At 75.7% G+C, this 24,507-nt stretch carries 26 protein-coding genes; 16 read left to right on the top strand and 10 right to left on the bottom strand.

All coding sequences use genetic code 11. From position 1 onward, the window contains the following. Window positions 1-31: 31 nt before the first annotated feature. Window positions 32-802 (top strand): phosphotransferase, encoded by a 771-nt coding sequence (locus tag ACYX4T_RS26700; protein WP_476012227.1) that lies wholly within the window; start codon window positions 32-34, stop codon window positions 800-802. On the opposite strand, the gene ACYX4T_RS26705 is transcribed toward ACYX4T_RS26700, so the two are convergent. The 5 genes from ACYX4T_RS26705 to ACYX4T_RS26725 are packed head-to-tail and all read right to left on the bottom strand — an operon-like array spanning window position 727 to window position 6,025. Beyond that, on the bottom strand, window positions 727-2,316 hold the full coding sequence (locus ACYX4T_RS26705; protein ID WP_476012228.1) for an FAD-dependent monooxygenase: 1,590 nt from the start codon (window positions 2,314-2,316) through the stop codon (window positions 727-729). The two genes, ACYX4T_RS26700 and ACYX4T_RS26705, sit on opposite strands and share 76 nt — an antisense overlap. A gap of 3 nt (window positions 2,317-2,319) precedes the next feature. Continuing rightward, window positions 2,320-2,925: a VOC family protein gene (locus ACYX4T_RS26710; RefSeq protein ID WP_476012229.1), complete on the bottom strand. Its 606-nt coding sequence runs from the start codon at window positions 2,923-2,925 to the stop codon at window positions 2,320-2,322. After that, window positions 2,922-3,902 carry an alpha/beta fold hydrolase gene (locus tag ACYX4T_RS26715; RefSeq protein WP_476012230.1) on the bottom strand — a complete coding sequence of 327 codons (981 nt, stop codon included), beginning with the start codon at window positions 3,900-3,902 and terminating at the stop codon, window positions 2,922-2,924. Before ACYX4T_RS26715 ends, ACYX4T_RS26710 begins: the two co-directional genes overlap by 4 nt. Further along, a complete protein-coding gene (locus ACYX4T_RS26720) occupies window positions 3,899-4,780 on the bottom strand; it encodes a fumarylacetoacetate hydrolase family protein (protein ID WP_476012231.1) in 882 nt (293 codons plus the stop codon). The genes ACYX4T_RS26715 and ACYX4T_RS26720 overlap by 4 nt, the downstream gene beginning before the upstream one ends. Window positions 4,781-4,792: 12 nt before the next feature. Then, window positions 4,793-6,025 (bottom strand): acyl-CoA dehydrogenase family protein, encoded by a 1,233-nt coding sequence (locus ACYX4T_RS26725; protein WP_476012232.1) that lies wholly within the window; start codon window positions 6,023-6,025, stop codon window positions 4,793-4,795. Window positions 6,026-6,158: 133 nt separating this feature from the next. On the opposite strand from ACYX4T_RS26725, the gene ACYX4T_RS26730 reads away from it, so the two are divergent. The 6 genes from ACYX4T_RS26730 (at window position 6,159) to ACYX4T_RS26755 (ending at window position 11,525) form a co-directional block, all read left to right on the top strand. Next, entirely contained in the window at window positions 6,159-6,908 is a 750-nt protein-coding gene (locus ACYX4T_RS26730; protein ID WP_476012233.1) for a GntR family transcriptional regulator, read from the top strand. A 93-nt stretch (window positions 6,909-7,001) separates the two neighbouring features. After that, window positions 7,002-7,325, top strand: coding sequence for a hypothetical protein (locus ACYX4T_RS26735; RefSeq protein ID WP_476012234.1), 324 nt, complete (start codon window positions 7,002-7,004; stop codon window positions 7,323-7,325). Beyond that, on the top strand, window positions 7,322-8,533 hold the full coding sequence (locus ACYX4T_RS26740) for an NAD(P)/FAD-dependent oxidoreductase (protein WP_476012235.1): 1,212 nt from the start codon (window positions 7,322-7,324) through the stop codon (window positions 8,531-8,533). The genes ACYX4T_RS26735 and ACYX4T_RS26740 overlap by 4 nt, the downstream gene beginning before the upstream one ends. Continuing rightward, window positions 8,530-9,468 carry an RNA polymerase sigma-70 factor gene (locus tag ACYX4T_RS26745; RefSeq protein ID WP_476012236.1) on the top strand — a complete coding sequence of 313 codons (939 nt, stop codon included), beginning with the start codon at window positions 8,530-8,532 and terminating at the stop codon, window positions 9,466-9,468. Before ACYX4T_RS26740 ends, ACYX4T_RS26745 begins: the two co-directional genes overlap by 4 nt. An 82-nt stretch (window positions 9,469-9,550) precedes the next feature. After that, window positions 9,551-11,047: a PP2C family protein-serine/threonine phosphatase gene (locus ACYX4T_RS26750; protein ID WP_476012237.1), complete on the top strand. Its 1,497-nt coding sequence runs from the start codon at window positions 9,551-9,553 to the stop codon at window positions 11,045-11,047. 46 nt (window positions 11,048-11,093) lie between these two features. Further along, window positions 11,094-11,525, top strand: a complete 432-nt coding sequence (locus tag ACYX4T_RS26755; RefSeq protein ID WP_476012238.1) for an ATP-binding protein — start codon at window positions 11,094-11,096, stop codon at window positions 11,523-11,525. Between the two features lie 58 nt (window positions 11,526-11,583). Here the strand turns inward: ACYX4T_RS26755 and ACYX4T_RS26760 are convergent, their stop codons facing one another. Then, a complete protein-coding gene (locus ACYX4T_RS26760) occupies window positions 11,584-11,883 on the bottom strand; it encodes a hypothetical protein (protein WP_476012239.1) in 300 nt (99 codons plus the stop codon). A gap of 235 nt (window positions 11,884-12,118) precedes the next feature. Continuing rightward, window positions 12,119-13,333 carry an MFS transporter gene (locus tag ACYX4T_RS26765; protein ID WP_476012240.1) on the bottom strand — a complete coding sequence of 405 codons (1,215 nt, stop codon included), beginning with the start codon at window positions 13,331-13,333 and terminating at the stop codon, window positions 12,119-12,121. 98 nt (window positions 13,334-13,431) lie between these two features. Here ACYX4T_RS26765 and ACYX4T_RS26770 point away from each other — a divergent pair, with 98 nt between their 5' ends. Beyond that, on the top strand, window positions 13,432-14,838 hold the full coding sequence (locus tag ACYX4T_RS26770) for an NAD(P)/FAD-dependent oxidoreductase (protein WP_476012241.1): 1,407 nt from the start codon (window positions 13,432-13,434) through the stop codon (window positions 14,836-14,838). Between the two features lie 38 nt (window positions 14,839-14,876). Here ACYX4T_RS26770 and ACYX4T_RS26775 read toward each other — a convergent pair whose 3' ends face one another. After that, window positions 14,877-16,202, bottom strand: coding sequence for an MFS transporter (locus tag ACYX4T_RS26775; protein ID WP_476012242.1), 1,326 nt, complete (start codon window positions 16,200-16,202; stop codon window positions 14,877-14,879). Between the two features lie 120 nt (window positions 16,203-16,322). On the opposite strand from ACYX4T_RS26775, the gene ACYX4T_RS26780 reads away from it, so the two are divergent. Both ACYX4T_RS26780 and ACYX4T_RS26785 read left to right on the top strand, forming a co-directional pair. Beyond that, complete coding sequence (locus ACYX4T_RS26780; protein WP_476012243.1) at window positions 16,323-16,739, top strand: NUDIX domain-containing protein; 417 nt, start codon at window positions 16,323-16,325, stop codon at window positions 16,737-16,739. After that, entirely contained in the window at window positions 16,736-17,842 is a 1,107-nt protein-coding gene (locus ACYX4T_RS26785; RefSeq protein ID WP_476012244.1) for a mandelate racemase/muconate lactonizing enzyme family protein, read from the top strand. Before ACYX4T_RS26780 ends, ACYX4T_RS26785 begins: the two co-directional genes overlap by 4 nt. Window positions 17,843-17,869: 27 nt before the next feature. Here ACYX4T_RS26785 and ACYX4T_RS26790 read toward each other — a convergent pair whose 3' ends face one another. Next, on the bottom strand, window positions 17,870-18,391 hold the full coding sequence (locus ACYX4T_RS26790) for a MarR family winged helix-turn-helix transcriptional regulator (RefSeq protein ID WP_476012245.1): 522 nt from the start codon (window positions 18,389-18,391) through the stop codon (window positions 17,870-17,872). Window positions 18,392-18,501: 110 nt separating this feature from the next. Between ACYX4T_RS26790 and ACYX4T_RS26795 the strand changes: the two genes are divergently transcribed. Continuing rightward, window positions 18,502-19,461 carry an NADP-dependent oxidoreductase gene (locus ACYX4T_RS26795; protein WP_476012246.1) on the top strand — a complete coding sequence of 320 codons (960 nt, stop codon included), beginning with the start codon at window positions 18,502-18,504 and terminating at the stop codon, window positions 19,459-19,461. A gap of 9 nt (window positions 19,462-19,470) precedes the next feature. Here ACYX4T_RS26795 and ACYX4T_RS26800 read toward each other — a convergent pair whose 3' ends face one another. Next, a complete protein-coding gene (locus ACYX4T_RS26800; RefSeq protein ID WP_476012247.1) occupies window positions 19,471-20,211 on the bottom strand; it encodes an ANTAR domain-containing protein in 741 nt (246 codons plus the stop codon). 332 nt (window positions 20,212-20,543) lie between these two features. Here ACYX4T_RS26800 and ACYX4T_RS26805 point away from each other — a divergent pair, with 332 nt between their 5' ends. The 5 genes from ACYX4T_RS26805 (at window position 20,544) to ACYX4T_RS26825 (ending at window position 24,452) form a co-directional block, all read left to right on the top strand. Next, window positions 20,544-21,479 carry an alpha/beta hydrolase gene (locus ACYX4T_RS26805; RefSeq protein WP_476012248.1) on the top strand — a complete coding sequence of 312 codons (936 nt, stop codon included), beginning with the start codon at window positions 20,544-20,546 and terminating at the stop codon, window positions 21,477-21,479. Continuing rightward, entirely contained in the window at window positions 21,476-22,156 is a 681-nt protein-coding gene (locus ACYX4T_RS26810; RefSeq protein ID WP_476012249.1) for a SanA/YdcF family protein, read from the top strand. The genes ACYX4T_RS26805 and ACYX4T_RS26810 overlap by 4 nt, the downstream gene beginning before the upstream one ends. Before the next feature lie 112 nt (window positions 22,157-22,268). Next, window positions 22,269-22,580 (top strand): hypothetical protein, encoded by a 312-nt coding sequence (locus ACYX4T_RS26815; RefSeq protein WP_476012250.1) that lies wholly within the window; start codon window positions 22,269-22,271, stop codon window positions 22,578-22,580. A gap of 70 nt (window positions 22,581-22,650) precedes the next feature. Further along, window positions 22,651-24,078, top strand: a complete 1,428-nt coding sequence (locus ACYX4T_RS26820; protein WP_476012251.1) for an HNH endonuclease signature motif containing protein — start codon at window positions 22,651-22,653, stop codon at window positions 24,076-24,078. Window positions 24,079-24,116: 38 nt separating this feature from the next. Beyond that, the gene (locus ACYX4T_RS26825) at window positions 24,117-24,452 is read left to right on the top strand and encodes a hypothetical protein (protein ID WP_476012252.1); all 336 of its coding nucleotides are present in this window, start codon (window positions 24,117-24,119) and stop codon (window positions 24,450-24,452) included. Window positions 24,453-24,507 lie beyond the last annotated feature (55 nt).

Below are 24,507 nucleotides of genomic sequence, written 5' to 3' on the forward strand. Positions count from 1 at the left end.
GGCGCGCGCGGGCGTCCGTCACGGTGACAGGGTGCCGCCACGGGAGCCGCGCCGCGTGCCGCTGGGGTCCGGCTGGGACCGCGACGCCGTGCTGGTCGACGACCGCTGGGTCGAGCGCACCGCCCGCCGCCCCGACGCGGAGGACGGGCTGCGCCGCGAGACGCTCCTGCTGCCCTGGCTCGCGGACCGGCTCCCGCTGCCGGTGCCGCGACCCGTCGTCGTCGGCGAGACACCGCTGACCGTGCGGCACGCGCTGGTCCCGGGGGCCGGGCTGGACACGCTCCCCCCGGACACGCTGACCCCGGACGACGCGCGCCGCCTCGGTGCCTTCGTGCGCGCCCTGCACGACGTCCCGCTCGCCGACGCCGTCGCCCGGGGCCTGCCCGACGCCGCGACGACGAGCGACTGGCGACGCCGTGCCTTCGCGCGCTTCGAGGCCGAGGTCGCCCCGCGCGTGCCCGACGACCGGCGCCTGCGCGCGGCCCTCGACCGCCTGCGCGAGGTCCCGCCGACCGCCGCCGTCCACGGCGACCTGCGCGCAGAGCACGTGCTGGTCGTCGACGGCGCGCTCACCGGCGTCATCGACTGGGGCGACGCCCGCGCCGGCGACCCGGCCAAGGACCTCGAGTGGCTGCTGCTCGACACCGGTCTCGCGCCCGCGGTGATCGACGCCTACGGGGAGGACCTCACCGCGCGCGCCCACGACTGGCGCACGGTGGGCCCCTGCTACGCCGTGGTCCACGGCCTCGACGCCGGCGACGACGCGCTCGTGGCGGCCGCGCTCGACGACCTGAGCGCCTGACGCCCGGTCACGCGGTCGAGGAGCGCGTCCGGGTCGGACGGGGCCGCCGGCCCGGCCCACGCCACGTGCTGGTCGGGGCGGACGAGCACCACGCCCGCCGCGCAGCGCGCGCCGAGGTCGTCGTCCACGAGGGTGGTCAGCGGGATGCGGCGGCGCGCGCACGCCTGCGACAGGGCCGCGCCGTCGGCGGGGTCGCGCACCAGCAGCGTCAGGTCGGGACCGAGCGCGTCGTACAGCGACCGGCCGTCGGGTAGCCGGGCGTGGGGGAGACGCCCGCCCGCGCCGTCCGCGACCACCGGCGAGCCCCGGTGCTCGACGTCGAGGACGAGGTCGAGCGCGTGGAACTCGGCGCTCTTGGTCTCCTGGATGCGCCGGTCGGCGGCCCGGCGCGCCTCGCGGCCGGCGGGGGTGTCGGCGTCGAGGTGGTCGGCGAGCAGGTCGGTCGAGAGCGTCCGCATGTTCTCGCTCGCGGCGTGGACGACCCGCTCCTGCACCGGCCGCCGCTCGGCCTCGTAGCTGTCGAGCAGGCCCGGTCCGCCCCAGCCCGCGAGCACCGCGGCGAGCTTCCAGCCCAGGTCCACCGCGTCGCCGATCCCGGTGTTGAGCCCGTGGCCGCCGAAGGGCGGGTTGAGGTGCGCGGCGTCGCCGGCGAGGAACACCCGTCCGACCCGCAGCGTGTCGACCAGCTGCATCCGCGCGGTCCACGGGTCCGTCGAGAGCACCTCCGCGTCCACCCGCTCGCCCACGGCGCCGTCGAGCAGCCGCGCCCCCTCGCGCTCCCCGGTTTCGCGGTCGACGCCGAACGCGATCACCCACCACGTGCCGTCGAGGTCGAGCGGACCGAGCAGCGCGGGTGTCGCGGCGTTCACCGTCCAGTACTGGACCGCCGGCCCGTGCCGCACGCGCGCGGCGAGCCCGGGCGCGCGGACCACCATGCCGACGTTCGGGCGCAGCGCGTGCTCGCCGACGTACCGCGCCGCGACGGCGTCGCGCACCGCGCTGCGCGGGCCGTCGCAGCCGAGCACGTACTCGGCGCGCACCGCCTCGCCGTCGTCCAGCGCCACCGTCACCCCGTCGTCGTCCTGCACGAGGTCGACGACGCGGCGGTGGTGCACCGAGACCGTCGGGAGCTCGTCGACGACGTCGCGCAGGAGCTCCTCGAGGACGAACTGCGGCGCCTGCTGCCCGGTCTCGGGCGAGCGGTCGTCGCCGACGGCGAGCCCGAGAACGCCGGTGAAGCGGGAGAGCTCGTGCCCGACGAGCGACGTGCAGAACACGACGTCGGTGGAGTACGCCGGCGAGAGCGGCGCCCGGGCACGCAGGCGCTCGGCGACGCCCCAGCGCCGCAGGTGCTCCATCGTGCGGACGTTGACCGTCTTGCAGCGCGGCCGCGCGTGGGACACGGTCGCGCGCGGCTCGACCACGACGCACGCGACCCCGCGCCGCCCGAGCTCCACCGCGGCGGCGAGCCCGACGGGGCCACCGCCGGCGACGAGCACGCTGGTCCGGATCACGCCTCAGTACACCTCGGGCAGCAGGAGATCGGCGGGCGGTTCCTCCGGGCGGTACTTCCCGGCGCGCGCGCCCTCGTGGATCTCGTCGGCCGACAGGCCCGCGGCCCGCGCCTCGACGAGCTTGTCGGGGTCGAACCACTCGCCGATCGGGTTCTCGGCGAACTCCCGCGACGCCCAGATCCACTCCTTGGACACCGCCCAGTCGCCGAACGCGTCGAACTGGATCTCGACGCCGTTCCCCTCCGGGTCGGCGTAGTACATCGACATCGTGATGCCGTGGTCCAGGCACATGAACGGGCGGATGTCGTGGTCGCGGAGGCGCTCGTAGTTGTCCAGCCACTGCGTGAACGAGTCGTACTCGAACGCCGTGTGGTGCAGGCCCGCGCTGGTCGGCTTGTTCACCGGCGGGTGCACCGCGGGGTGCTTGATCAGCGCGATCCGGTGGTTGGCCTCGTCGTTGGTCAGCCACGCCGCGGACTCGGCGTAGTGCACCGGGTGGAGCCCGCACACGAGCCCGTACCAGCGGACCATCTCGTCCAGCTTCAACGTCAGGAACGTGGCGTGGTGCAGCTTCGGCGGGATGATCGGCGCCTGCTTGTGCTCGTTCATCGGGACTCCTCTCGGTCGAGCGTCGTGACCCAGTCCAGGACGGTCTCGACGTACTGCTTCGGCGCGTGCTCGTGCATCGAGTGCGGCATCTCCGGGAAGGACCGGGAGGCGAACGACCGGCCGGCGCCCTCGACGAGCTCGCGGACGCGCGCGACCTGCTCGTCGGACGAGGCGCCGACGAGCCGGCCGGTCTGCTCGTCGACGGTGCGGACGTGGTGGGTGAACAGCACCGGCACGCGGACGCGGGAGAGCATCGCCGCGTGGTCGCACGACGCGGTCGCGGTGCCGGTGACGAACGCCCGGCCCCACTCGGGGTCGTACTCGCGCAGGTTCTGCGGCGGCACGGACGGGTCGGCGCCGGGGTCCGGCGGGATCATCGCGGACAACCGGCCGAGCAGGTCCATGGGGACCTCGCGGGGCATGGCCGCCATCAGCCCCGCCCAGTCGCCGACCGACCACTGGTCGCCCAGCCACCGGTTCCACGCCGCGAACACCGGCCCGATCGCCTGGTGGATGCCCTGCCCGACGGCCGGTGACTGCTCGCAGGCGAACAGCGGCGGGTCCTCCCACACCGCGGCGCGCACCTGGCCGGGCTTCGCGTACGCCGACAGCCACGCCGCGAGCACGCCGCCCGACGACAGACCGCTGACCAGCGTCTCGCGCCCGATCACCACGTCGATGAAGCGGACGAGGTCGCCGCCGAACAGGTCGAGCGTGTAGCGGCCCGGCGTCCACGTCGACCGGCCCTGCCCGCGCAGGTCGACGGCGTGGACGTGGAAGTGCTCGGCGAGCAGCGGCATCGCCGCCTCGTAGCCCCACCACGACTCGGACTGCCCGGGGACCAGCAGCAGCGCCGGCGACGACGGGTCGCCGGCCACCGCGTAGTTCATCCGGACCTCGCCGAGGTCGACGGTCTGCTCCGGGTACGCGTGGGGGACGAAGACCCCTGCGCGGTCCGCGGCCTCGAGGATCGTCACGACGCACTCCCGTCGGTGAAGCGGTGCTGCATCTGACCGATCCCGGCGCACCAGGTGACCAGCTCGTCGCCGGCGGCGAGGAAGCGCGGCGGAGTGCGCCCGGCGCCGATGCCGGCCGGGGTCCCGGTGAAGACGACGTCGCCGGGCAGCAGCGTCACGATCGCGGAGAGCTCGGCGACGAGGTCAGGGACGGAGAAGATCATCGCGCCGGTCCGGCCCTTCTGGACGCTCTCGCCGTTGACGAGGCAGCCGAGCTCCAGGTCGTCGGGGTCGAGGCCGGCCGCCCGGAGCTCGTCGGCGGTGACGAGCGCCGGGCCCATCGGGGAGAACCCGGGGTACGACTTGCCCAGCCCGAACTGCGGGGGCGGGGCGGCGAACTGGGTGACGCGGTCGGAGAGGTCCTGGCCGACGGTCAGCCCGGCGACGTGGTCCCACCCCTGTGCCGCCGGGATGTGGTGGCCGCCCGTGCCGATCACGGCGACGAGCTCGACCTCCCAGTCGACGTTGCCCGGCGAGAGCCGGATGTCGCCCTGCGGACCGGTGAAGCTCGACGCGTACTTCGTGAACACCAGCGGCGTGGTCGGCAGCTCCATGCCCGACTCCGCGGCGTGGTCGCGGTAGTTCAGCCCCACGGCGAAGACCTGCGGCGGTCGCGGGGCGACCGGCCCGAGGGCGCCCGGGCCGAGCGGGACCGCCGCGGCGAGGTCCGCCCCGTCGGCCCACGCGCGGAACTCGTCCCACCGGTCGTAGACGGCCTGCGGGTCCGCGACGAAGCGGCCGTCGCTGGCGCGCTCCACGTCGAGCCCGCGCAGGCCGCCCGCCGACTCGGGGTCGGGCTCCACCAGGGCCAGCCGGCCCGCGTGATTGGCGATGCGCACGTGTGTCCTCTCCTAGACGAGGGCGGTGACGCCGTCGGTGATGCCGAGCAGCGCGCGCCCGTAGACCTCGGTGGAGATCGCGGGGCTGACGACGGCGTGACGCGACGCGACCTCGGAGTCGCGCCAGATCCGCTGCAGGGGGCTCGCCTCGGCGAACGACCCGGCGCCGTGGGCGGAGACCAGGACGCGGATCGCCTCGCGGGCGTTCTCGATCGCCGCGCCGGTGTCCATGCGGACGCGGGCGCGGGCCGCGTGGTCGGGGTAGACGCCGTCGACGGCGGCCTGGTCGATGTCGGCGGCGGCGCGGTAGGCGACGAGGTGGGCGGCGTCGACGAGCCCGGCCGCCTTCGCGACGGCGAGCTGAAAGGTCGGTGCCTCGGTCTGGGTGTCGTAGAAGGTGTAGGAGACCGACCGCTTGGGTGCCTTCTCGATCACCAGGTCCAGGGCGGCCTGCGCGAGCCCCAGCTGCGGGCCGGCCAGCACGATCGCCGCGACCGGGACGAACGCCGACCGGTAGAGCGGCTCGTCGGTGTGCTCGGTGCCGTAGCGCCCGCCGATCGCCGCCGGGATCGAGATCACCCGGTGCTCGGGGACGAGGACGTCGCGCGCGACCAGCGTGTTCGAGCCGGTGCCGCGCATGCCGGTGACGAACCAGGTGTCCTCGATCGCGAGGTCGGTCATCGGCACGAGCGCGAGGCCCTGGTCGACGACCTCGCCGTGCTCGTCGGGCACCGGGAAGCCGACCACGGCCCACTGCGCGTGCAGGCACCCCGACGCCCAGCCCCACCGACCGGTCAGCCGGTAGCCGCCGTCGACCCGCGTCGCCTCGGCCGAGGGGGCGAGCACACCGGCGATGCGCGCGTCGGGCGTGTCCTCCCAGACGTCGCGCTGGGCGCGGTCCCCGAACAGGCCGACGAAGAAGGCGCAGACGTTCATGAGCGTCGTGGCCCAGGACGTCGAGCCGCACCCGCGGGCGAGCTCGCGGGAGACCTCGAGCTTCGTGCGCAGGTCGGTCTCGAGCCCGCCGAGCCGCCGCGGCTTCATGATCGAGAAGAGGCCGGCCTCGTCGATCAGCGCGATGTTCTCCTCGGCGACCCGGCGCTCGGACTCGGTGCGCGCCGCGTTGCGGGCGAGGACCGGGACGATCTCGCGGGCGCGCCCGACGAGCTCGGCGCGCAGCGCCCGCGCCTCGGGGGTCGTACCGGGGCGGTCCAGCGAGCAGTCGTCCATCGACGGTGACGTCATCGAGCACCTCCAGGGGCCGGGTCGGTCACCTCGGCGTGACCTGTGCCACGACCGGACGCTAGAGAGCTATCTTATAAGTTGTCAACGTGCGCTACCGTGAGCGCCGGCGGTCGGGTGCGAGGGAGGGCGAGGGGTGACGGTGACGGCCGGCGGGGAGGACGCGGGTCCCCGCGGTGTGCGGTCGGTCGCGGCGCGCAAGGCGTCGGCGGTCGACCTCGTGCTGCACGAGATCCGCCGGTCGATCCTGCGCGGGGAGCTGCCGCCCGGGCAGCCGTTCACGGTGCCGGCGCTCACCGAGCAGCTCGGCGTGAGCCACGTGCCGGTGCGCGAGGCCCTCCGGCAGCTCGAGGCGCAGGGGCTCATCGTGCTCAGCCCGTCGCGCAGCGCGATGGTCACCCCGCTCGACCCCGACGACCTGCGCGCGATCTACCGGCTGCGGCTCACCGTCGAGCCCGAGCTCGCGGCCCTGTCCGCGCCGGACCGCACCGACGCCGAGATCGCCGACCTCGACGCGATGGTGCGCGCCACCTTCGGCGACGTGCTGGGCGAGGCGTTCTGGGAGCCGCACCGCGCCTTCCACGCCGCGCTCATCGAGCCGGCCGCGAGCGCCTGGGACCGGCGCATGCTCGCCCCGCTGTGGGACGCCTCCGAGCGCTACACGCGCCTGGTGTTCGACCCGCTCGAGGCCCCCGACTCCTTCGCCGCCCACCGCGCCCACGCCCACGACGCGCTCGTCGACGCGGCCCGCACCCGCGAGCCGGAGCGCCTGCGGGCCGCGGTGGCCGAGCACCTCGAGAACAACCTCGCGACCATGCTCGCCGCGATGAGCCGGCTGCCGCAGGGTCGGTCAGCCGGCCCGGCCGGGGGGCACGCCACGGCCTGAGCGCCGGGTCCGACGGTGGCGGGAGCGCGAACAGTGCGTGACGGCGCGGCGCTGAAACTCCCGGCGCCCCGCGCGACGCTCCAGGCTGGTGTCGTGGTCGACCTGGTGCGCTCCGAGCACCCCGACGCCCGGCTCGTTGCCGTCTCGCTGCGGCGGGGTCCCGACGACGTCGGGGTGCGGCTCGTGGTGCCCGGGCGCGTGCGGGTCGTGGAGACCGAGGTGGCCGACCGCGTCGCCCGCCTGCTCGACGCCGCCGTCGCCCACGCCCTCGCCCGGAGCCGAGGCGCGGGCCCGCCGGCCGAGATCGACCTCGACCGCCTCGTCGCCCGCGCCGAGGCCGACGTCACCGGGCGCGCCGGGCCTGACCCGCCGCGCCGTGTCACAGCACGGGGCGCCCGTCTCGTCGGGAAGGCATGAGCACAGCAACGCAACGCATGCAGGTCCTGGTCGTGGGAGCCGGGTACGCGGGGGCCACGGCCGCCGTGCGCCTGGCCGGGCGGGCCGAGGGGCGGGTGGACGTCACCGTCGTGAACCCGCGGCCCGGGTTCGTCAACCGGCTCCGTCTGCACCACGTCGCCGTCGGGCGGCGGGTCGCCGCACCGGCTCTGGCGACGATGCTGGGGGCGGGCGTCCGGTTCGTCGAGGGCCAGGTCACCGACCTCGGCCTCGACACCGGGCGCGCGATCGTCGCCGGCCCCGGCGGGCCCCGCACCATCCGCCACGACCGGGTCGTCCTCGCCACCGGCAGCACCACGGAGGTACCGGTGCCGGGCGGCGAGCACGCGCACGCCGTCGGCGACATCGGGGCCGCCCGACGGCTGCGGCACGCGCTCGACGAAGTGGCGGCCGGCGCGGACGTCGCCGTGGTCGGCGGCGGGTTCACCGGGCTCGAGACGGTCGGCGAGCTGGCCGAGCACCGCCCCGACCTGCGGGTACGGCTGGTGACCGCCGACGAGGTCGGGGCGTGGTTCACCCCGCGCGGCGCCGCGCACGTCCGGCGCACCCTGGCGACGCTGGGTGTGGAGGCCGTCGGCGGGAGGAGGGTCACGGCCGTGGAGCCCGGCCGGGTGCTCCTCGACGGCGGCGACACGCTGTCCGCGGCGCTCACGGTCTGGTGCGGCGGGTTCGTCGCCCCGTCGCTGGCGTGGAACGCCGGTCTCGCCGTCGACGAGCGCGGCGCCGTGCTCACCGACGGGCGGCTGCGCTCGCTCACCGACGACCACGTGCTCGCCGTCGGCGACGCCGGGCACGCGCCCGCGCCGGGCGGTGGCCGGTACAGCATGTCCTGCCAGTACGCGCTCCCGTCGGCCGCGCACGCCGCGGACCTCCTGGTGGCCGAGGCGCTGGGCACCCCCGACACCCGCCCCCTCGATCTGGGCTTCACCGCCCGCGTGGTCAGCCTGGGCCGCCGTCACGCCGTGCTGCAGCCGACCGACCGCCGGGACACCGCGCGGGGCCGGCCGATCACCGGCCGGGCGGCGGTCGCCACGAAGTGGTTCCAGGTCCGGGCCACCGTGGCCGCGATCGGCCTCGAGCGCCGCTTCCCCGGTGCCGCCCACTGGCCGCACGCGGCCGCCGACACCGGTGCCGCGACCCCGGCCGTCGCGGCAGGCTCGGCGTCGTGACCCGCGCCGAGGAGTTCATCGGGCACCGCCCGCTGCTGTTCGCCATCGCCTACCGGATCCTCGGCAGCGTCGCGGAGGCCGAGGACGCGGTGCAGGAAGCGTGGCTGCGCTACGAGTCGTCGACGACCGAGCCCGCCTCGGTGCGGTCGTTCCTGTCGGCGGTCGTCACCCGCATCGCCATCGACGTCCTGCGCTCGGCGCGGGTGCGGCGGGAGGCCTACGTCGGGCCGTGGTTCCCGGAGCCGCTGCTCAGCGACCCCTACTCCGACCCGGAGCGCGCGGCCGAGCTCGCCGACTCGGTGTCGATGGCGGCGCTGCTGCTGCTCGAGCGGCTCACGCCGACCGAGCGGGCGGTGTTCGTGCTGCGGGAGGTGTTCGGGTTCGGCTTCCCGGAGATCGCGCGGGCGGTCGGGCGCTCGGAGACGGCGTGCCGCCAGCTCGGGGTGCGGGCCCGCCGGCACATGGAGGAGGGGCGTCCGCGGTTCGAGGCCGATCGCCGCGAGCGCGAGGAGCTCGCCGCCCGCTTCGTCGACGCGCTGCGCGAGGGCGACCTCCACGGGCTCACCGAGCTCCTCGCCGCCGACGTCTCCGCGGTCGCCGACGGCGGCGGCAAGGGGCCGGCCTTCGCCCACCCGGTCGGCGGCGCGGCCCGGGTCGCGCGGCTGCTCCTGGGGTTCTCGACGTTCATGGACGGGGTGGCGGACGTGGCGTTCCAGCGGGTCAACGACCAGCCGGGCGTCGTGGTCCGCGACCGGGAGGGCCGGGTGGTCGCGGTGCTCGCCCTGGACGTGCTCGACGGGCGCATCCAGACGATCCGCACGGTGGTCAACCCCGACAAGCTCGGCCACCTCGGACCGGTCGCCGACGCGTGGCGGTTGCGCGCCGAGGCGCTCGCCCGGCGGCGGCCCGCGCGGGGGGAGGACGGCGTGACGTGAGCACGTCACGGCGCCGGATGGTCGGCCTCCGCGCGAATCCGGGGCAGGATGGTGACGTTCACCGACGACCGGGGGAGGAGCGGTGGCGACCATCAGGGACAGCGGCCTGGCGATGTCGGCGGGTCACGCCCACGCGCGCGTCTTCGACGCCGACGCCGACGACGCGTTCGACCGGCTCGCCCGCCTGGCCACCTCGCTCACCGGCGTGGCGCTCGGCGCCGTGTGGCTGGTCCTCGACGGCCGGGCCTACCTGCGCAGCGCGTCCGGCGCCGGGACGTCGGCGCCGGCGGCACGGGACGCCCGGCAGCAGGGGACGCCGGTCGACCGGTCACTGTGCTCCGTCGTCCTCGGGCAGGACGGGCCCGCCTGGGTGGAGGAGGCGGGCGACGAGCCCCACACGCGCGGCTGGGTGGAGACCACCTTCACCGACGTCCGCGCCTTCGCCGGCGTCCCGATCCGTGACCCCGCGGGGACGGCGGTCGGGGTGCTGTGCGCGGTCGACGCGGCCCGTCATCCCTGGTCCGCGCACGACCGCGACGTCCTGACCACCCTGGCCCAGGCCGCGACCGGCGAGGTCGCCCTGCGCTCGGCGCTGGCCGCCTCGCGGGCCGAGGGGTCGGCGGCGGCGCGCCGGGCCGCGGCGTCGGACCACGCCGCCGCGGAGGCCGGGCGGCAGGCCCGCGAGGCCGGGGTCCAGGCCCGGGAGGCGGGCGCGGCCGTCGTCTACTACCGCGAGCAGGCCCGGTCGGCGGGCGCGCAGGCCGCGACGTCGGACCAGCTCGCCGCCGACGCGCAGCGGCTGGCGAAGCTCGCCGAGGACCACGCCGCGGAGGCCGACGAGTTCGCGGCCACGCTGCGCGAGAGCCTGCTGCCGGCGCGCCTGCCCGACTTCCCGGGCGTCGAGGTCGCCGCCCGGTACCGGCCGGGCACGGGCGCCTCGGTGCTCGGCGACTTCTACGACCTGTTCCCCACGCCGGGCGGCTGGGGTGCGGTCGTGGGCGACGTCTGCGGCAAGGGCCCGCAGGCGGCCCGGACCACGGCACTGGCCCGCTCGACGGTGCGGGCGATCGGCCACACCGACGACGACCCCGCCGCCGTGCTCGCGGCGCTGCACGGGGTGCTGCACGTCTGGTTCGACCAGCGCCCGAGCTTCGTCACCGCCGTCTACGCGGGGATGGCGCCGCGCACCGGCGCGGAGGGGCTCGCGATCGGTGTCGCCAGCGCCGGGCACCCGCCCGCGGTGCTGCAGCGCCGGGACGGCACGGTCGTGGCCCTCGAGGCCGGGGGCCGGGCCCTGGGCGTCCGCGAAGAGCCGCGGATCGCCCTGGAGCGCGTCGACCTGGACGTCGGCGACCGCCTGATCCTCCTCACCGACGGCGTCACCGAGGCGCGCCCGACCGGCGGCGGCGAGCTGGAGCTCGAGGGCCTGCTGGCCGTCGTCGAGGGCCTCGACCCGGCGGCCGGCGCCGACGTCACCGCCGACGGTGTCCTCGCGGCCGTCGACGCCCACGCGGCCGGGGCGGCGCTCGACGACACCGCGCTCCTGGTGATCCGGGCGGGGCGGCGTCCGGGGGAGTGAGCCCCCGGGTTGGGCAGGGCGATCCCGGGGCATTCCCCCCGCCGCGATGACCACACCGGACCCCGCCCTCGACGACGACGTCGCTCCCTGGCCCGAGCCCTTCCGCATCAGCGTGCCCGCACGCGCGGACCACGTGCGGGCACTGCGCCGTCGGCTCTCGACGTGGCTCGCCGGCGACCACCTGGACGCCGACCTCGTCGACGACGTCGTCATGGCGACGTCCGAGGCGCTCGAGAACTGCTGCGACCACGCCTTCGTGGCGGCGTCGTCGGTCGGCACCATGACGCTGACCGCGCGGGCCCTCGACGACGCCCTGGTCATCACCGTCGGCGACGACGGAACCTGGCAGACGCCCGGACGGGAGACCACGGGCCGCGGGCGGGGGCTCGCGATGATGCGGCAGCTCGTCGACGACGTGGTCGTCGAGTCGACGCCGGCGGGCACGGAGCTCGCCCTCACCCGCTACCTGCGTCGCTGATCCCGCCCGCACCGACGACCGGGGGCGCCCCGCCGGTGCCGGCGGTCGGTCGTCGCCGCTAGAGGACGTCGATCGACACCGAGTTGCCGCTGAGGTTGTCGTTCAGGATCTCGTTGCAGGTGATGTTGAGGATGTTGGCGCCGCCGACCGGCGCCTGCGCCAGGGCGTTGCCGAGGAGCGCGTCGCCGCTGATGCCGCCGTTGGCCTCGGCGTCACCGCCGGTGACGTTGCAGTCGGAGCCGGCCTTCGGCTCGTGGTGCTCGTGCTCGTCGTGGCACTCGGTGGCCGACGCGAGCGGGGCGGCGGCGAGCAGGCTCGCGGCGATGCCGACCGTGACCACACCCAGCTTCTTGATCAACGTATCTACTCCTCGGAGAGCATGTCGGGGGAGCGCGGCCACGCCCGGGCTCCCGGCCCGGTCGGTGACCACGACCTCCCAACGACCACTCCGAAGAGTGGTGACGCACCGGCACCCCGTCACGCCGATGAGTGACGCGCGGTAGCGAATCCCGGCGGACGGTGGCGGAGCGTGTCGCCCGGTCGGCCGAGTCGCGCGACGCGGACGGCTCCCGGCGCGACGAGCAGCGCCGGGATCAGGGAGAGCGCACCCGCAGCACGGACCCGACCGCGCCCACCGCGACCATGACGATGACGAGGCCGAACAGCACGATCGCCACGGGCGCCAGGCCCCACACGTCGACGGCCAGCCCGGCGACGATGCTCGTGACCGCCGCGGCGAGGTAGCAGAACAGGTAGACCGCGCTGAGGGTGCCGGCGTGCGCGCCGTCCGGGCTGCGCTCGAGCAGGACCCGCATGGCGCCGGCGAACGCCACGCCGAAGCCCGCCCCGGCGACCACCGCGGCGGCGAGGTACGCGGCGAAGCTCGCGGCGGCGATCGCCCCGACGAACCCGGCCACCCCCACCACCAGGCCCACCGCCCCGCCCGCGAGCGCCCGCGTCGCGCGCAGCCGGTTCGCCGACAGGCCCGCGACCGGCCCGGCGAGGTGGTAGACGGCGACGGTGAGCGCCCCGCTGAACAGGTCGCCGCGGCCCAGCACCGACACCGCCAGCGACGGGGACAGCGCCTGGGTGAACCCGCCCAGCACGTAGGTCGCGGCGACGAGCAGGCACACCAGCCCGAACACCGGGCGCGCGCTCGCCGGCACCCGGACCACCGGCCGCAGCGACCGCACGGCCGCCGACCGGCTCCCGCGCGTGACCGTCTCGGGCAGGAGCAGCACCGCGAGCGCCGCCAGCACGAGCAGCGCGGCGACGACCACGAACGACCACACCGGCGCCCCGCCCGGCGCGAGCGCCACCGCGGCGCCCGAGGCCAGCGCGCCGATCGCGATGCCCCCGGGCGGTGCGCCGCTGGTCACCGCGCCGGCGAGCCCCGGCCGGGACGGCGGCGTGAGGTCCACGACGAACGCGCCGAGGGCGGACAGCGCGAGCCCGACCGAGAGCCCCTGGACCGCCCGCCCGACGATCAGCGGCGCCGCCGAGTCGACGGTCGCGAGCACGAGGCACGCCACGGCGCCGACCAGCAGCGCCGGCACGCCGACCCACCGCCGGCCGAGGTGGTCGGACAGGCTGCCGCAGCAGAGCAGGGCCGCGAGCAGCGGCAGGATGTAGATCGCGAAGGCGCCGGTGAGCGCGACCGTCGAGACCCCGTACGTCTGCTGGTAGACGACGTAGAGGGGCGCGGGCACGCCCGCCGCGGCGCAGGCGACGACGAAGGCGACCGACGCCGTCGTGAACGTCGCGAGGGGGCGGGCGGTGGTCCGGGTCCGGGTCCGGAGACGCAGCACCGGTGGCCTCAGGCCGGCCGGGCGTCGAGGGGCACGTCCCCAGCGTAGGCGGCGATCACGCGGTTTCGCGGCGCGAGCGCCGGGGGAGGCCTGCCGCCATGACGCGAGGGGACGAGGACGGCACCGGCATCGCGGCGGCGGATCGACCGGGGGAGCGGTCGGGCGGACGCCCCCGGGTGGTCGTCGTCGGCGGCGGGTTCGCCGGTTACCACGCCGTGCGGTCGCTGGCCCGCACGATGGGCGACAGCGCGGAGATCGTCCTGGTCAGCCCGACCAACTACTTCCTCTACCTGCCGCTGCTGCCCGAGGTCGCGAGCGGTGTCGTCGAGCCCCGGCGGATCTCCGTGTCGCTCGCCCGGACGCTGCCGGTCTCCATCCGGCACGCCCAGGGCGAGGTCGACGACCTCGATCTCGACCAACGGTCCGTGCGGTGGATGGACCCGGAGGGCCGGTACCACACCACGACCTACGACCGTCTCGTGCTGGCCGTCGGCAGCGTGCACAAGCTGCTGCCGATCCCCGGGTTGAGCGAGTACGCCCGCGGCTTCCGCGGCATCCCCGAGGCGCTCTACCTGCGCGACCACCTGATCCGGCAGATCGACCTGGCCGCCGCCACCGACGACCCCGACGAGCGCCGCGCCCGGTGCACCTTCGTCGTGGTCGGCGCGGGCTACACGGGGACCGAGGTCGCCGCCCAGGGCGTGCTGTACACGCGCGAGCTCGCGCGGTCCCGCGGCCTGGGCGAGGACGCCGTGCGGTGGCTGCTCGTCACCCGCGGGGAGGTCCTCTCCGGTCTCGACCCCCACCTCGGGCGCACCGCCGAGCGCGTGCTGCGCGAGCGGGGCGTCGAGGTGCGCACCGGCGAGACGGTGGAGGAGGCCGCCGAGGACGGCGTGCACCTGCGCGACGGCGAGCAGGTGCCGACCCGCACCCTCGTGTGGTGCGTCGGTGTCCGCCCCGACCCCCTGATCGAGGGCGTCGGCCTGGAGCTCGCCGAGGGTCGCGTGGTCGTGGACCGGACCCTCCAGGTGCCGGGGCACCCCGACGTCTTCGCGTGCGGTGACGCGGCCGCCGTGCCCGATCCCGGCCGGCCCGGTCGGTACACCGCCATGACGGCCCAGCACGCCGAGCGGCAGGGCAGGCTCGCGGGCCGCAACGTCGCGGCGTCGCTCGCCGGCGGGCGACGCCGCCCGTACCGGCACCGCGACCTGGGGTTCGTCGTCGACCTCGGCAGTACCGACGCGGCCGCCAACCCCCTGCACCTGCGGCTGGCCGGTCTCCCCGCCAAGGCCGTCGCGCGCGGCTACCACCTGTTCTCGATGCCCGGCAACCGCCTGCGCACGGCCGCGGACTGGCTGCTCGACGCCGTCCTGCCGCGCCAGTCGACCCAGCTGGGGCTGGTGCGCTCGGTGTCGGTGCCGCTGGACTCGTCGTCCCCCGAGGTGCCCCACCACCCGCAGATGGCCTTCCCGCCCGAGCGCGCGTCGGGCGACGCCGGCGGCTGACCCCCACCGCGCGGAGCCGCCGCCACGCGGAGGTCCGCCTACACCGGCACCGGCTCGCCCCGGCGCAGCGACGCCCGGTAGGGGTCGGGCGAGAGCAGAGCCGCGACAATCGTGATCAGCACCATCGCCGACATGTAGACCGCGATCCAGTCGTAGCCCCCGGTCGCGTCGAGCAGCGCCGTGGCGATCACCGGGGCCAGGCCGCCCGCGAACACGCTCGCGCCCTGCGCCCCGATCGACGCCCCGCTGTAGCGCACCTCGGGCTCGAAGAGCTCGGAGAAGTACGCCGGCTGCGGTGCGTAGACCGCCGAGTTGCCGACGTTCACCGCGATCACGGTGGCCAGCACGATCAGCGGGACCGAGCGGGTGTCGAGCGCCCAGAAGTACGGCCAGCTCATCGCGAGCAGGACGATCGAGCCCCAAAGCACGACCGGCTTCCGGCCGAAGCGGTCGCAGGCCCAGCCGTAGAACGGGATGCTGGCCAGCCCGACCGCCGACGAGATGATGACGGCGAGCAGCAGGTCGCCCCGCTGCATCCCCAGCACGACCGTGCCGTAGGTCAGGACGAACGTGGTGTGGATGTAGAAGGTGCTGTTCTCGGCGAAGCGCAGGCCGGCGGCCCGCAGGACGTTGCCCGGCTGGCGGCGCAGCACCGCGAGCACCGGCTGGCGCTCGATCTTCCCCGCCGACCTCGCCTGCTCGAACACCGGCGACTCGGCGACCCGCAGCCGGATCACGATGCCGACGGCGACCAGCACGATCGAGGCGAGGAACGGGACGCGCCAGCCCCAGGACAGGAAGGCCTCGTCGGACACGACCGCGGACATGATCAGCAGCGAGAGGTTGGCGATGAGCATGCCGGCCGGGACCCCGGTCTGCGGGAAGCTGCCGAAGAACCCGCGGCGGTGCGGGGGCGCGTACTCGACCGCCATCACCGCGGCGGCGCCCCACTCCCCGCCCAGCCCGATGCCCTGCACGATGCGCAGCAGCACGAGGATGATCGGCGCGGCGACGCCGATCGTCGCGTACGTCGGCAGCAGGCCGACGAGGAACGTCCCGCCGCCCATCATCACCACGGACAGGACCAGCATCGACTTGCGCCCGATGCGGTCCCCGAAGTGCGCGAAGATCACGCCGCCGAAGGGCCGGGCGACGAACCCGACGCCGAACGTCGAGAGCGCGAGCAGCGTGCCGGTCAGCGGGTTCGCGGTCGGGAAGAAGAGCTTGTTGAACACCAGCGCGGCCGCGGCGCCGTAGACGAAGAAGTCGAACCACTCGATCGACGTGCCGATCAGCGTCGCGCCCGCGACCCGGCGGGTCTCGGCCGCGGTCGGGGCGGGGCGTTCGCCCGGGTCTGTCGCCATGTGCTCGACCTCCGGCCCTCCGCTGCGCGGATATGTGAAATCCGTGTGACGGACACCATACGGAGCGGAGTGTCCCGGTCACCAGGGGTCGTCCCGACGAGCGGGAGGGAGACCGGACGGATGACACTCGAGGTCATGTTCCGGAGCGAGGCGGCGGGCGGGGTGGTCGTCGACCCGCACGGGCGGGTGGCGGTCGTGCGCCAGCCGGCGCGGACGTGGTCGCTGCCCAAGGGCCATCTCGAGGACGGCGAGGACGTGCTCGAGGCCGCGCGGCGCGAGATCCACGAGGAGTGCGGCCTCGCCGACCTCGAGCTGGTGCGCGAGCTCGGCTCCTACACCCGCCTCGGCTTCCGGTACGGGCTGCCCGAGAGCAAGACGATCACGCTCTTCCTCTTCCGGAGCGTCGAGGCGACGCTCGCGCCGCTCGACCCGGCCAACCCCGAGGCCCGCTGGGTGCCACCGGCGTCGGTCGCAGGGACGCTGTCGAACCCCGCCGACGGACGCTTCTTCACCCGCGAGGTGTTACCGCTGCTGTGAAGATCCAGCGCATCCACGTCCACCAGTCCCTGCTCCCGGTGGTCGGGGACGCCTACCGGATGTCGCACGTGACCCTCGAGGAGCTCGACAGCACGCTCGTGGAGGTCGTCACCGACGACGGGCGCAGCGGCTGGGGCGAGACCTGCCCGCTGGGCCCGGTCTACCAGCCCCACCACGCCCTCGGCGCCCGCGCCGGCCTCGAGCAGATCGCCCCCGGCCTCGTCGGGACGGAGATCACCTCACCCCGCCGGCTCGCGCAGCGGATGGACGCGCTGCTGGCCGGGCACGGCTACGTCAAGGCCGCCCTCGACATCGCGGTCCTCGACCTGCTCGGCCAGGACCTCGGTGTCCCGGTCTCGACGCTGCTCGGCGGGGCCCTCGTCGACCGGGTCCCGGCCTACGACGCGGTGCCCGTGGGCCCGGCCGAGGACGTCGCCCGGCTCGCCGAGCAGAAGGTCGCCGAGGGTTACACACGGGTGCAGGTGAAGCTCGGCGGGCGGGACCTCGCGCAGGACGTCGACGTCGTGCGCCCGAGCTGGGAGGCCGTCGGGCACCGGGCGCGCCTCGCGGTGGACGCCAACCGGGGCATGACGGTGGCGCACGCCGTGCAGTTCGACCGGCTCACCGCCGACATCCCGTTCGTCCTCGAACAGCCGTGCAACACCCTCGCGGAGATGGCCCTGCTGCGCGGACGCCTCGCCCACCCGGTCGCGCTGGACGAGAACACCGAGGACGTCGACGTCGTCCTGCGCGCGATCAGCGACGGGCTCGCCGACGGGTTCGCGTTCAAGGTGACCCGCCTCGGCGGCCCGACCCGGGCGGCGCAGGCGCGCGACCTGTGCGCCCTGCGCTCCCTGCCCCACACCGTCGACGACGCCTGGGGTGGCTCGGTGATCGCCGCCGCCTGCGTGCACCTCGCCGCCACCGTCGAGCCCCGGCTGCTCGAGGGCACCTGGATCGCCCAGGACCGCATTGCCACCCACTACGACCCCGCCCACCCGGTCGTGGTGGAGGACGGGCACATCGCGGTACCGCAGGGTCCGGGGCTGGGCGTCGCCCCCGATCCCGCACTCCTCACCCGTCGGCTCGCGACCTACTCCTGATCTCCCGCGTGAGGGGTGCCGAGCTGGTCATCCCTGCGCAGCCGGGCGTCCGCGGCGGCGCGAGGCGGAGCGGGGCGGCGCGGCGCGCATGTGGTCGCGCACCGGCCCGAGCAGGCCGGCGAGGGCCTGCGCGTCGGCGCGGGAGAGCGGCTCGAAGAGCAGGTCGCCGACGACCTCCTCGTGGCCGGGCAGCACCCGCGCGAGCAGCGCGCGGCCGGCGTCGGTGATGGTGATCGTGACGCCCCGCTCGTCGTCGTGCGACGGGCGTCGGGTCACGAGGCCGGCCTTCTCGAGCAGGCCCGCCTGGTAGGTCAGCCCGCTGCGGCTGACGACGATGGCGTCGGCCAGGTCGGTCATGCGGTGGCTGCCGGTCGACGACCGGTGCAGGCGCATGAGCACCTGGAAGCGCACGAAGGTCAGGCCGCCGTCGGCGTGCAGCTGCTGCTCGATCGCGTGGCGGAGCAGGCTCGTCACCTCGATCAGCGCGAAGTAGGCGCCGAGCTGCACGGGGTCCACCTCGTGGGGCGGGTCGCGCGGTGGGTCGGGCATCACCCGAGTCTAGTTGCTTCGAATTGGAAGCAGGACTAGCGTCGTGGAGAGGTGCTTCGAGTTCGAATCACCGTGTCCGAGCAGTGCGGTCTCGAGAGGACGGCCCGGCGATGAAGGCAGTGCGCTTCCACGAGTACGGCGGCCCGGAGGTCCTGCGGTACGAGGACGTGGAGCAGCCCGTCCCGGGCGCGGGCGAGGTGCGGCTGCGGGTCGCGGCGTCGGCGTTCAACCTGGTCGACGACGGCATCCGCGGGGGCTACCTGCAGGGCCCCTTCCCGGTGGTCCTGCCGCACGTGCCCGGCATCGAGGTGGCCGGCACGGTCGACGCGCTCGGCGAGGGCGTCGACGACGGGGCTGACGGCGGGGACGGGCTGCACGTCGGCGAGGAGGTCGTCGGCTTCCTGCCGATGGTGGCCGACGGCGCGGCCGCGGAGTACGTGGTCGCCCCCGCCGCGGTCCTGGCGACGGCGCCGCGGAGCATCCCGCTGGCCGACGCCGCGGCCCTGCCGATGGTGGGGCTCACCGCCTGGCAGGCGCTGGTCGACGACGCGAAGGTGACCGCCGGCCACCGCGTGCTCGTCAACGGCGCCGGCGGGGGCGTCGGCGGCTACGTCGTGCAGCTCGCGAAGCACGCGGGCGCCCACGTCATCGCGGTCGCGAGCCCGCGCAGCGGCGACCGGTTGCGGGCTCGCGGCGCGGACGAGGTCGTCGACCACACCAGCACCGACGTCACCACCGCGGTCGCCGAGCCCGTCGACGTCCTGGTCAACCTGGCCCCGATCACCCCCGAGGAGCTCGGCGCGCTCGTCGGCCGGGTCCGTGACGGCGGGGTCGTCGTCAACACCGTGCCCTCCACGCCGGCGCCCGCCGACGAGGCGCGCGGCGTGCGCGCGGTCGACGTCTTCGTCCGCAGCGACGCCGAGCAGCTCGCGCACCTCGTGGCCCTGGTCGACCGCGGCGAGCTCCACGTCGACGTCGACCGGCGGGTGTCCCTGCCGGAGCTGGCGACGATCCACGCCGAGGCCACCGCCGGCACCCTGCGCGGCAAGGTCGTCGTCCTGCCGGAGTGACGCGCCCCGCTACTCGCGCTCGGCCCGGCGCTCGGTGACCTCCGACACGACCCAGCGGGCGACGTCGGCGAGCTTCATGTTGGTCTCCTGCGACGACGAGATCAGCAGCGCGAACGCCTCGTCGCTGTCGAGCGCGAAGCGTTCCATGAGGATGCCCTTGGCCTGCCCGATGGTGTCGCGGGTGTCGAGGGCGGCCCCGAGCAGCTGGGCGTGGTCGGCGCCGTAGAGCAGCGCGCTGGCGTGGCCGGCGAACACCCCGGCGGTGACCACGGCCTGCTCGTCGAAGGCGTCGGGCTCGGGCGCGTAGAGGTTGAGCGCCGCGCGCCGCCCGCCCGTGCTCCCGGTCATGGACGCGGAGAGGATCGACCGGAAGCCGGCGTCGACGGCGCGCGGGGCGAAGCGCGGCCAGCGGCGGGCGTCCTCCCCGCCCAGGTCGCGGGCGAGCAGGACGCCCGCCTCGGGCGGCTCGTCGGCGGCCTCCACGCACGGGCCCTCGCCGAGCTCGCTCTGGAGCTGGTCGAGGCCGTGCACGACCGGGTCCGTCGCGTGGCTGGAGCGCACGTCACGCTCCTCGGTCCGGGAGATGCCACCCCCGGCGGCGGCCGGGACGAGGGCGACCGCCGCGGTCACCAGCTGGGACAGCAGCGCGTCCCGGTCGCGAATGCTGCGCTTGTCGATGAGGTCCTGGAGCGCGGCCCGCATGGTGACCACGAGGTCGTCGTCCGAGGTCCGGAGATCGTCCGCCGTCATCGGGGAAGTGCCTTTCGCGAGGTGCGCGCCGCTGCCTCCGCCGGGCGCGCCACGGTGGAGGGTGGCTGGTCACCCGCTCCGAGAATGTACATCCCACTCGTCTCGTGTCCCATCCCGTCCGCGTACGGGCGGATCGGCGATCCGTGGCCGGCCGCCGGGTTCGGCGATAGAAAGGCGGACACGAGGCCGGCGTCCTGCTGCTCGTTCACACCGCCGTCCCGGGCAGCGAGAGCCACGAGAAGCTCCAGCTGCTGTCGGTCATCGGCATTCCGGCCGCCGCGCCGCACTGAGGGCCGGCACCACCACCCCACGAGAGGAACCCTGTGTCGTCGGTGATCTCGACGTCGATCGACCGCGGAGGCATCGACCTGGCCGCGCACCTGCACGTGCCCGACGGGTTCGACGGCGCGGTGCCGCTCCCCGCGCTGGTGCTCGCGACGCCGGGCAGCAGCGTCAAGGAGCAGATCGGGGCGACCTACGCGCGACGGCTGGCCGACCGCGGCTGGGTCGCGGTCACGTTCGACCCGGCCTTCCAGGGTGAGAGCGGCGGCGAGCCCCGGGACCTCGAGGACCCGGCCGAGCGGGTCGCCGACCTGCGCTGGGTCGTCGACCACCTGGTCCGCCGCCCGGGGGTCGACGCGCGGCGTCTCGGCATGCTCGGCCTCTGCGCGGGCGGGGGCTACGCCGTGCGCGCCGCGATGACCGACCACCGCCTGCGCGCGCTCGGCACCGTCGTCCCGTCGGACATCGGTGGCGCGTTCCGCGCGATGGCGGCCGCCACGCCCGAGGGGGTCGCCGGCACCCTCGAGGCGCTGGCACGGCGGGCGCCGGCCGATGGCGACGGTGCCGGCGACGACGGCGACGAGGCCCGGCAGCCCTGGTTGCCCGACACCCTCGAGGACGCGCGGGCCGCGGGCGTCACCGACGTCGACCTGCTCCAGGCCGTCGAGTACTACCGCACCCCGCGGGGCCACCACCCCCGCTCGACCAACCGCCGGCACGTCCGCAGCGACCCCGCGATCCTCGGTTTCGACGCCTTCCACCTCGCCGACGTGCTGCTCACCCAGCCCGTCCAGGTCGTCGTCGGCGGCGAGGCCGGGACGACCGGCTCCCGCGCCGGCGGCGAGCGCCTCGCCCGCCTGGCGCCCGTGGCCGAGGAGGTGCTGGTCGTCGAGGGTGCTCGGCACTACGAGATGTACGACGTGCCCGCGTACGTCGACGAGGCCGTCGAGCGCCTCGCGGCCTTCTTCGCCGCGCACCTGCCGTGAGCGACGACGCGGCACCGTGGCGGGTCCTCGCGACGATCCTCGTGGCGAGCGTCCTGCTCGCCGTCCTCGTGGTCACCGCGGCCAACGTCCTCGTCGTGGCGCGGACCGACGAGGTCGTGACCGCCGAGGTCGCCGCGGTGCGCCCTGCCCAGGTCGCGATCGTGCCCGGGTCGCTGGTGCGCCCGGACGGGACGCTGGGCGCCGTGGTCCGCCAGCGGGTCGACGCGGCCGTCGCGCTCTACCGCGACGGACGCGTGCAGAAACTGCTCGTGTCCGGCGACCACGGCCGCCCCGACTACAACGAGCCCGACGCGATGCGCGACGCCGCGCTCGCCGCCGGCGTCGCACCCGAGGACGTCTTCACCGACTACGCGGGCTTCGACACCTGGCACACCATGCGCCGCGCCCACGACGTCTTCGGTGTCGCCTCGGCGGTCGTCGTCACGCAGGCGCCCGCCGCCGCGCGGGCGGTCGACCTCGCCCGCGCGGCGGGGCTCGACGCGCAGGGCCTGGTGACGGGCGAGGGCGGCCGGGCCGGGCGCGAGGTCCTGGCCCGGGTGCGAGGGCTCGGCCAGGCCACCCTGCGCCCCGAGGTCACCGGCGGCGCCGCCATCCCCGTCGCCGGCGACGGCCGGGCGTCGTGGGCCCGGCCGGTGCCCGCGGTGGTGCCGCGGTAGACGTCCGGCGCCACGAGGCGTTGGCGGCCCGGGACGACCGCGTCCGGCACCGTCACCGCACCGTGCGGAGGTGACGGCGAGTCAGGCCCGGGCACCCGGGGTACAGAGGCTCATGGCCCGGTTCGAGAAGACCGGGGAGCGCGCCGGGACGCCGTACCGGGTGCGTCCCCCGGAGCGCGGACACCACCGGGGTCCCGTGTCCCCGCCCGGGATCCACCTCGCCGGGGTCGGCCAGTCCGGCGGGCCGGCGCACGGCCGTCCCCGCAGCCGGGCCACCGCCGCCGTGGCCCGCCTCGGCGCCGCGCTGATCGTCTTCGTGCTGGCCCTCCTGCTCGTGACCGGTGTCGAGGTCGTGATGGGCGAGCCGCTCTCCGGCGGCGACACCGGGCACACCAGTCTCGGCGATCTCCTGCACCCGCGCTGAGCTCCCGTTGCTGAGACGGGTCTCAGCGTTGGGCGCCGCGGTGTCGGGGGTGTGTTCTAGGTTCGAACACATGAGCGAACCGGTGGGTGTGGTCGGGCAGGAGCTGCTCGACCGTGCCCGAGCGCGGATGGTCGCGTTGCGCGCCGAGCAGTTCCGGTTGCTCGAGGACATCGCCGCGCTGGAGGCCGACGGGGTCGCCGAGCGCACCGGCGATGCGGGCACGGCGCGGCTGGTGGCGGACCTGGGGCACGTCGACGCCCACGACGCCAAGCGGTGGTGCGAGGAGGCCGCCGACCTCGTGGCGCGGTGCTCGTTGCTGGGCGAGTCGTTGCCGCCGCGGCTGCCGGCCACCGCGGCCGTGGCCGCGGCGGGGCAGATCGGGGCGGGGCACCTGGCGGTGATCCGCCGGACCATGGCCCGGCTCGACCGGGTGGACACGGTGAGCGCCGAGCAGTGGGCCCAGGCCGAGGCGATCCTGGCCGCCCAGGCCACGCGGTTGGCGCCGCGCGCGCTGGCCAAGGCCGCCGAGGCGCTGCTGGCGCGGCTCGACCCGGACGGGGTCGCCCCGGCCGACGGGGAGGACTGCCGCGACGAGCTGATCTGGGCCCGGCGGCGCCGCGACGGCGCGTTGGAGTACAAGGGCCGGCTGCACGACCCGGTCGACGCCGAGGCGTTCTGCGAGGTCATCGACGCCCTGGCCCAGCCGTGCGGGCCCGAGGACCGCCGCGAGATCGGGCGCCGCCGCGCCGACGGGCTCAAGGACCTCGTCCAGGACGCCCGCCGCCCCGGCGGCCTCACCCCCACCGATGAGCTCGAGCCGGTCGACGGCACCGCCGCCCCGGACACCCAGGACACCGAGGACACCGAGGACACCGAGGACACCGAGGACACCGAGGACACCGAGGACGTCGAGGACACCGAGGACGTCGAGGACGTCGAGGACGCCCTGATCTCCGCGCCGCGCCCGGCACCCGAGCGGGCGGGGCGGGTCGAGCGGCCGCCGCGGGTCGAGCGGCCCGGCCGGGCGCTGCTGACGATCACGATGGACCACCGGTGGCTGCAGGCGGCCACCGGCCACGCCACCCTCGACTCCGGGCACCGGGTCGCCGCCGCCACCGCGCGCCGCTGGGCCTGCGACGTCGAGGTCGTGCCCGTGGTGCTCGGGTCGCGCTCCGAGCCCCTCGACGTCGGCCGGGCCACCCGCACCGTGCCCGAGGCGATCCGCCGGGCGCTCAACCTGCGCGACGGCGGCTGCGCCTTCCCCGGCTGCGACCGCCGACCCCGCCGCTGCCAGGCCCACCACCTGCACCACTGGGCCGACGGTGGGCCGACCTGCCTGGCCAACCTGGTGCTGGCATGCCGCTACCACCACCGGCTCATCCACCACGGCCACTGGCAGGTCACCATCCGCGACGGCCTGCCCTGGTTCACCCCACCACCCTGGATCGACCCCGACCAGCAGCCCCGACCCGGCGGCCGACCCCGCGTCCCCCTCTGACACCACGGGGCGTCGAGGCGGAGGTGCGCCCTCGTGCCGTGAGCCCGCTTCATCCCGTGCGGGTGGGGACGGCCGGGTGCCTGCGGCGCTACGACGGTCGGGTGTGCCTGCTCATCATCCTGCTGCTCCTCGGGCCCCGGGCCGTGATCCTCGTGTGGTGGCTCCTCGCGCCGCTGGTGTGGGACGCCGCGTTCGGGACGCTGCTGGTGCCGATCCTCGGCTTCCTGTTCCTGCCGTGGACGACGCTGGCGTACGTGCTGGTCGTGCCCGGTGGCGTCGGCGGCCTCGATCTCCTGTGGCTCGTGCTGGCGTTCCTGCTCGACGTCAGCAGCCACGTCGGGGTGTACGGGCGCCGGCGACGCGCGGTGGCGTGACCGCCCTCGCCGACGGCGGCCGGGTCGCCCGGCGGGCCGTCGTGATGCGGACGCT

The sequence above is a fragment of the Actinomycetospora sp. ABD4_176 genome, from assembly GCF_056311855.1.